The sequence below is a fragment of the Acinetobacter sp. YH12039 genome (assembly GCF_013420015.1).
In the GTDB taxonomy this organism is placed as follows: domain Bacteria; phylum Pseudomonadota; class Gammaproteobacteria; order Pseudomonadales; family Moraxellaceae; genus Acinetobacter; species Acinetobacter amyesii.
Window position 1 is genome coordinate 1 of sequence record NZ_VOZA01000084.1, and the last position, 6,381, is coordinate 6,381.

Here is a 6,381-nt window from a genome sequence, read left to right on the forward strand (position 1 = left end):
TCATATTAAGCTTTACGAGGGCGTTGTATCGTCTGACGAGACGTGTATCAAGATGGGAGATATTAAATTGAAGAGCATGCTCTTCAATTTAACCCAAAACTTGGGATTTGTGTAGATACCTATGCCTAAAAGGAGAGGGAATTCATTAAATGGTATGCCCTATAGCTTCGCCCATCACCACAGTCGAGTTGGCTTTAAAGGTCGCATCCCATTGCATTTTGTTTTCTTCAAACAACACAACCGCTGTTGAACCTAAATAGAAACGGCCCAATTCTGCACCTTTTTCTAAGAATAAATCGTGTTGATTCAGTTCCAAACGCCCTGTCGGTTTAACTTTACCTGTAGCCACGGTTTCAATACCTGCCACGATCATTGCACCTACCAGTACGACCGCCATACGACCAACTTCTGTATCAAATAAGCAGACCATGCGTTCATTACGAGCGAATAAACCCGGAATATTTTCAGCAGTGGTCTGGTTTACTGAGAACAATTCACCCGGTACATACAGGGTTTCTGTCAATGTTCCTGCAAATGGCATATGTACACGGTGGTAGTCTTTTGGTGACAAATAAACCGTAGCAAACTGCCCATTTTTAAACGGCTCTGCCAATTGTGGATCGGCAATCAGGTTTTCAACGGTGAACTTCTGCCCTTTGGCCTGAAATACGTCACCATTTTCAATTTTACCTAGTTGTGAAATCGCACCATCTGCGGGTGAAACAACACTGTTGGCATTTGCATCAACTACACGTACGCCTTCTTTTAAAGAACGAGTGAAAAATTCATTGAATGATTTAAATTTCAGGGCATTACTTTGCTCAGCAATCGACATGTCGATGCCATACTGTGCTTTAAATGCGGTAATCACAGCATTTTTCACCACAGGGTTTTCACTCGCAGCCAATTTACCCACGATACGTGATAATTTGTGCTGCGGAACAACACGCTGAGCTTGAATAAAAATTTGTTTTTTTAACTGAGATGTAAGGCTCAAGACGGCAACTCTCCGGTGATCACAGGACTATCGAGTCGGTTGCCCCACTCGCTCCACGCACCATCATAAGCTCGAATATTCCAACCGAGTAAACGTCCCAGTATATAAGCTAGGCCCGACCGATGATGGGACTGACAATATACCACCACAGGTTCGTTTAAATTGAATCCCAATTGTTCTAAGCGTTGTTGTGTGCGTTCTAAAGGATGCAATTTTAAATGATTTTCCCGGTTAAGGGCAGTACTCCATTCGAAATGTCGTGCCCCCGGAATGTGACCGCCGCGTCGCGCAGCCAAACGTAGGCCTGTATATTCATCTTCGGTACGGCAGTCCCATACTTGGATTTGCTCCTGCTGCACACGAGCCAATAGCTCATCATAATCTGTTTGATACTGAGCACGCGCCTCTGCACTTACTTCAACCAATGGGCTCACGGGTTCAAATTGCTCAATTTCAGACGAGGTCGGTAAGCCTGCCCCAAGCCAAGCATGGATGCCACCATTGAGGAGACTGGTATTTTCAAAACCGAGGCAATGTAAGTTCCAAATCAGTCGACCAGCCCATGCCCCACCTTCATCGTCATACACTACTACATGATGTTCTGGACTGATATTCAGATAGCTGATGAACTGTTCTAAACCGGCTTGGTCAGGTAAAAGCCCCATCGCTTGTTCTTCTTGGCGCACTAACAGTTTCGGCTGCACATGCAGTGCATGTGGAATATGCAATTGGTCATAAACCGAACGACGACTCAAATCGACGATCCGTAGTTTTTCATTACCAAGATGTGGAACCAATTCTTCCGCTTCAATCAGCAGACCAAAATTCAGTGTAGATGCTGTCATCGTTGTTCGTGTTGTATTTTGTGCGATTAAATTCGATCTTAGCATAAGTCATTTTCACTATTATTCTGAATTTTTGCATTCCTTTAGCAATATTTTAGATATAAAAAAGCCGAATCATTGATTCGGCTTTTTTAGTTTTATCTAATGCTGTGTTTAAGCGCTAACTTCAGAGATGTCAAACACCTGACGTAGATACGCTAAGAAAGTATCATTATCTGTCATGGTTTTACCCGGACTATCTGAAATTTTTGCCACAGATTGACCATTACATTCAACCAGTTTCAGTACGATATTCAGCGCAGTTTGTCCCATATCATTGGTCAAGTTGGTGCCAATACCAAAACTCACTTGGAAACGGTCTTTGAAGTAATTATGCAAATCCCACGCTTTTTCGATATTTAGACCATCACTAAAGGTCAGCATTTTACTTTTGCTATCGACTTTAAGCTTTTTGTAATGTGCATAGGCTTTATCGCCCCATTCATACGGGTCGCCACTGTCATGACGTAAACCGTCGAATAGTTTGGCAAAGTACAAATCGAAGTCACGTAGGAACGCATCCATACCGACAACGTCTGTTAAGGCTATTCCTAAGTCACCGCGGTATTCCTGCACCCATGTTTCTAGCGCAGACTTCTGGAAGTTACGTAGACGAACATCAAGCGCTTGGAATGCTTGTAGGAACTCATGCGCCATCGTACCAATTGGAGTAATGTTCAAGTCTTTGGCAATCAGAACATTACTTGTACCGCGGAAAATATACGGTGAAGCCTGATTTAATTCTTCAATTACATGCTTTTGCCATGCATAACTATAACGACGACGCGTGCCAAAATCAGAGACCAAGAATGGTGGATCATTTGGATTTTGCCGTGCTTCATACTGCTTCAGCAAGGCAATCTTATGTTGCAAACGGCGCTCACCTTCGGCTAAAACTTCGGGTGTACGAATACGTTGGAAATATAATTCATTGACGATGGCTAAAACAAAGATTTCAAACATCATCGCTTGAACCATTGGGCCTTCTACCCAAATATCCAGTCGACCTTCATCATCAATACCCGCTTTAATAAAACGGCGTTTAAGCTGAAATAATTCAAGATAATCAACAAAATCGCTTTTAATAAAACGTAAACTGCGTAAATACTGCAATTCATCATCTTTAAACTTCAACTGACAAAGCATGTCGAGCTGCATGTTTAAATCATCCAAAATTTCAACCAGTGGATAGGCTGTATCATCCAAGTTACGGCAACGAAAGTGATACACACTATGGGTTTGCGGAAATTTGTGTAACACCACCTGAAGCATGGTGAATTTATACAGATCTGTGTCTAATAAGGATTGGATGATTGGAGACATAAAGACTTTCAGTTTTTATCAACTCTTTGCATTAAAGCATACTTTATTGATAAAAAGCCGATTGATTTAGTGGAATAACTTATAAATCACCGCGATTCATCGACTTTTTTCAATTTTTTTGCTGAAGCTGAGCGCGATCAAGCTCACTATTTTTTGAGTAACTGTCGATATTTTTCTTCTTGACCAAATTCACGCGCAAACTGTTCTGCAGTCTTTTGCCCCATTTTTTTGGCATTTGCATCGCAATCCACTTGGCGTAATTGCTTTGCAATCGCCCATTCTAATTTAAACATGGCACCCATCAATGCAGTGTTGCCTTTATTGTCACGTGCGCAGCGGTCTGCACCTTGTTCTAGCAAACGAGTCACAATATTTTGATGACCATAATAGGTCGCCATCATCAGTGGTGTAAAACCCGAAGCATTGCGCACATCGACCGGAAAACCGTGCTTAAGAAATTCATTGATGACTTCTTCATTGCCAGTTTTGGCTGCAGCAAAGAAAATTGCGATCAATTCCTGTTGTGAGGTCATCTGATCGCTTGCAGTTGCTTTAGCGGGGGAGATATCTTCCGCGATTGCCACGTTTGCGAATGCGGAACCAAACGCAAGAAGACTGGCTAAAGTCAAATGCTGCATAACTTTCATGATGAACTCCAACAGAAAACAAATGTAGAATTGAATTAGAAATGATTCATTTCATAAAAATGAATATTTAAGGAGTGCCTATGAAACTCCCCCTAGGGTGCAGGAAAGGTATGGAGCTTCATAGGACTTTTTTGAGGTAACGTTCTAGACCCTAGTTACCAATCCTTCAGACTGATCGAAATTAGTCTTTCAGTTGTGCTGCTTTAGCTTTTACAGTTGCAAGGTTACCGTTTACTGCTTTAGTCATACGCGTACCGTAGTCTGCATCTGCTTTGTAGAAGTAAGACAACATGATGTGTTTCGTTTCCGAATCTTTTACGTTGCCAAGGTCAGCAGCCAAGTTCATGATTAAGTTTTCTTTCTCTTTCGCAGAGTATGAACGATAAAGCTCACCCGCCTGCTTGAAGTTTTGCTCTTTCACGCCTTTTTGCTGAACTGTGCCAGAAAGCGGTGTTTCAACCGCACGCGCTTTCGCAGTCGCTGGTTTTGGCTCAATACGGCTTGGCTCGTAGTTCACATTTGATGAAGTGCCGCCAACATTCATGTAACCATCTTGGTTGTTGTTGTTTACAGCAACTAATGGACGGTTGACTGGAATTTGTTGGTGGTTCGCACCTAAACGGTACATTTGTGTATCTGAGTAAGAAAAGATACGGCCTTGCAGCAGACGGTCTTCTGATGGCTCGATACCTGGGACTAAGTTACCTGGAGCCAATGCCACTTGTTCAGTTTCATTGAAGAAGTTTTTCGGCATACGATTCAGCGTTAAAGTCCCCACTTTGGTTTCTTTCACTAGATCTGTAGGCCAAATTTTTGTTGGATCAAGCGGGTCAAAATCAAAGCTGTTTAAATCTTTAGGATCTAACACTTGGATATAAAGATCCCATTTCGGGAATTTACCAGCGTTGATGTTGTTATAAAGATCGTTAGTCAAGTGGTTGAAATCTTTACCTTGTTGCTCAGCAGCTTCTTTAACGTTCAGACCTTTCACGCCTTGTTTAGAGCGGAAGTTGAATTTAACGTATTTGTATTCGCCTTTGTCGTTATAAAGCTTGTATGCATGTACACCAAAGCCGTCTTGTTCGCGGTAGCTGGTAGGCACACCTTGGTTACCATACACATAAGTCAACATATTGGTTGCCCATGGCTGGCTAGACAAGAAGTCAAATACGCGGTTTGCGTCTTGAACGTTGTCAATTGGGCTTGGCTTCATTGCGTGAATGAAGTCAGGGAATTTAATTGCATCACGAATGAAGAAGACTGGAGTTTGGTTACCCACTAAATCCCAGTTGCCTTCTTGCGTATAGAACTTGATCGCGAAACCGTGCGGGTCACGTAGAGTTTCTGGAGAATGTTTACCGTGAATTACAGTCGAGAAACGTAAGAATACCGGTGTTTTAGTCCCCGCTTTGAAAAGCGAAGCAACGGTTAAATCTGATAAGTCCTTAGTTGCAACGAACTCACCATAAGCACCTGTACCACGCGCATGTACTACACGCTCAGGAATACGCTCACGGCCAAAGCGTTGTAATTTTTGGATGAGTTGAACATCTTGTAGTAATACAGAACCGTTAGGACCCGCAGTAATCGAGTTTTGGTTATCGCCTACTGGTGCACCATTGTCTTTGGTTAATGGCGCTGCTTGAGTCGCCGCTGTTGCTGTTGCTAACATCGCAACCAATAAAGAACGCTTAAACATCGTCTTAATCTCTCTGTTAAATACCTTTCCTGCCCCGCAAAGATACTGGCATTCAATAAATAGATAAAACAGATTATTTTTATAAATTCAATCGTATTGTTGGATTTATAAAAAATATACATTTCATTTTCAAATATTTGAGCCCAAAATTTTCTAAACATCGCCTCGAAAGAATGCTGTCTTTGCTACAATCCCTGCCCTATGTTCAATTTTCTATTCGGAAGAAGTTATGCGGGCCTTGTTACAACGTGTTTTAGAAGCCAAAGTGGTGGTCGATGGTGAGATCACGGGTGAAATTAATCACGGTATTTTGGTGTTTTTAGGCCTTGGCAAAGCGGATGATTTAGAAAAAGGCAAAAAGCTGATCGATAAGATCTTGAAATACCGCTTTTTTGATGATGAACAAGGCAAGATGGGCTGGAATGTCAGTCAAGCCGGCGGCGGTATCCTCTTGGTGTCTCAATTTACCCTGATGGCGCAAACGCAAAAAGGCCTGCGCCCCGATTTTGGCCCTGCCATGCCGCCAAACGATGCCAAAGCACTGTATGAACAGCTGGTCGATTACACCAAGAGTCAATATGACCATGTACAAACAGGCATCTTTGCCGCCGACATGAAAGTGCATTTGGTTAATGACGGTCCAGTGACCTTTAATTTAGAAGTTGAATAACCACTGAAGCATTAAAAAAAGCCCCTAATAAGGGTAATGCCAGTCAGTTAAGCAAATTTTAGTAAAATGTAGTAAAAATGAGTGTATGTAAATACGCTCATTTTTTTATGTCTTTATCTGAACATTTAGAATCCACTCTTGAACATTCTCTCCCATCACTC

General features: G+C 42.1%; 6 protein-coding genes. 1 reads left to right on the forward strand and 5 read right to left on the reverse strand.

Translation table 11 applies throughout. The annotated features are described in order from the left end of the window. Nucleotides 1–145: 145 nt before the first annotated feature. From asd to FTT98_RS17030, 5 genes are all read right to left on the reverse strand, one after another. Nucleotides 146–997: an archaetidylserine decarboxylase gene (gene asd, locus FTT98_RS17010; RefSeq protein WP_180022320.1), complete on the reverse strand. Its 852-nt coding sequence runs from the start codon at nt 995–997 to the stop codon at nt 146–148. Then, nucleotides 994–1,842 carry a sulfurtransferase gene (locus tag FTT98_RS17015; RefSeq protein WP_180042298.1) on the reverse strand — a complete coding sequence of 283 codons (849 nt, stop codon included), beginning with the start codon at nt 1,840–1,842 and terminating at the stop codon, nt 994–996. The genes asd and FTT98_RS17015 overlap by 4 nt, the downstream gene beginning before the upstream one ends. Nucleotides 1,843–1,995: 153 nt before the next feature. After that, nucleotides 1,996–3,204, reverse strand: a complete 1,209-nt coding sequence (gene pncB / locus FTT98_RS17020; protein ID WP_180042294.1) for a nicotinate phosphoribosyltransferase — start codon at nt 3,202–3,204, stop codon at nt 1,996–1,998. A 146-nt stretch (nt 3,205–3,350) separates the two neighbouring features. Then, nucleotides 3,351–3,851, reverse strand: a complete 501-nt coding sequence (locus tag FTT98_RS17025; RefSeq protein WP_078193253.1) for an ankyrin repeat domain-containing protein — start codon at nt 3,849–3,851, stop codon at nt 3,351–3,353. 181 nt (nt 3,852–4,032) lie between these two features. Continuing rightward, a complete protein-coding gene (locus FTT98_RS17030) occupies nt 4,033–5,550 on the reverse strand; it encodes a catalase (protein ID WP_180042296.1) in 1,518 nt (505 codons plus the stop codon). Nucleotides 5,551–5,779: 229 nt separating this feature from the next. Here FTT98_RS17030 and dtd point away from each other — a divergent pair, with 229 nt between their 5' ends. Next, the gene (gene dtd / locus FTT98_RS17035; protein ID WP_168379709.1) at nt 5,780–6,220 is read left to right on the forward strand and encodes a D-aminoacyl-tRNA deacylase; all 441 of its coding nucleotides are present in this window, start codon (nt 5,780–5,782) and stop codon (nt 6,218–6,220) included. Nucleotides 6,221–6,381: the final 161 nt, after the last annotated feature.

Coding starts and splice junctions, on each gene's coding strand:
- FTT98_RS17015 (WP_180042298.1), bottom strand. CDS start 1,842: ATGACAGCATCTACACTGAATTTTGGTCTGCTGATTGAAGCGGAAGAA.
- pncB (WP_180042294.1), bottom strand. CDS start 3,204: ATGTCTCCAATCATCCAATCCTTATTAGACACAGATCTGTATAAATTC.
- FTT98_RS17025 (WP_078193253.1), bottom strand. CDS start 3,851: ATGAAAGTTATGCAGCATTTGACTTTAGCCAGTCTTCTTGCGTTTGGT.
- FTT98_RS17030 (WP_180042296.1), bottom strand. CDS start 5,550: ATGTTTAAGCGTTCTTTATTGGTTGCGATGTTAGCAACAGCAACAGCG.
- dtd (WP_168379709.1), top strand. CDS start 5,780: ATGCGGGCCTTGTTACAACGTGTTTTAGAAGCCAAAGTGGTGGTCGAT.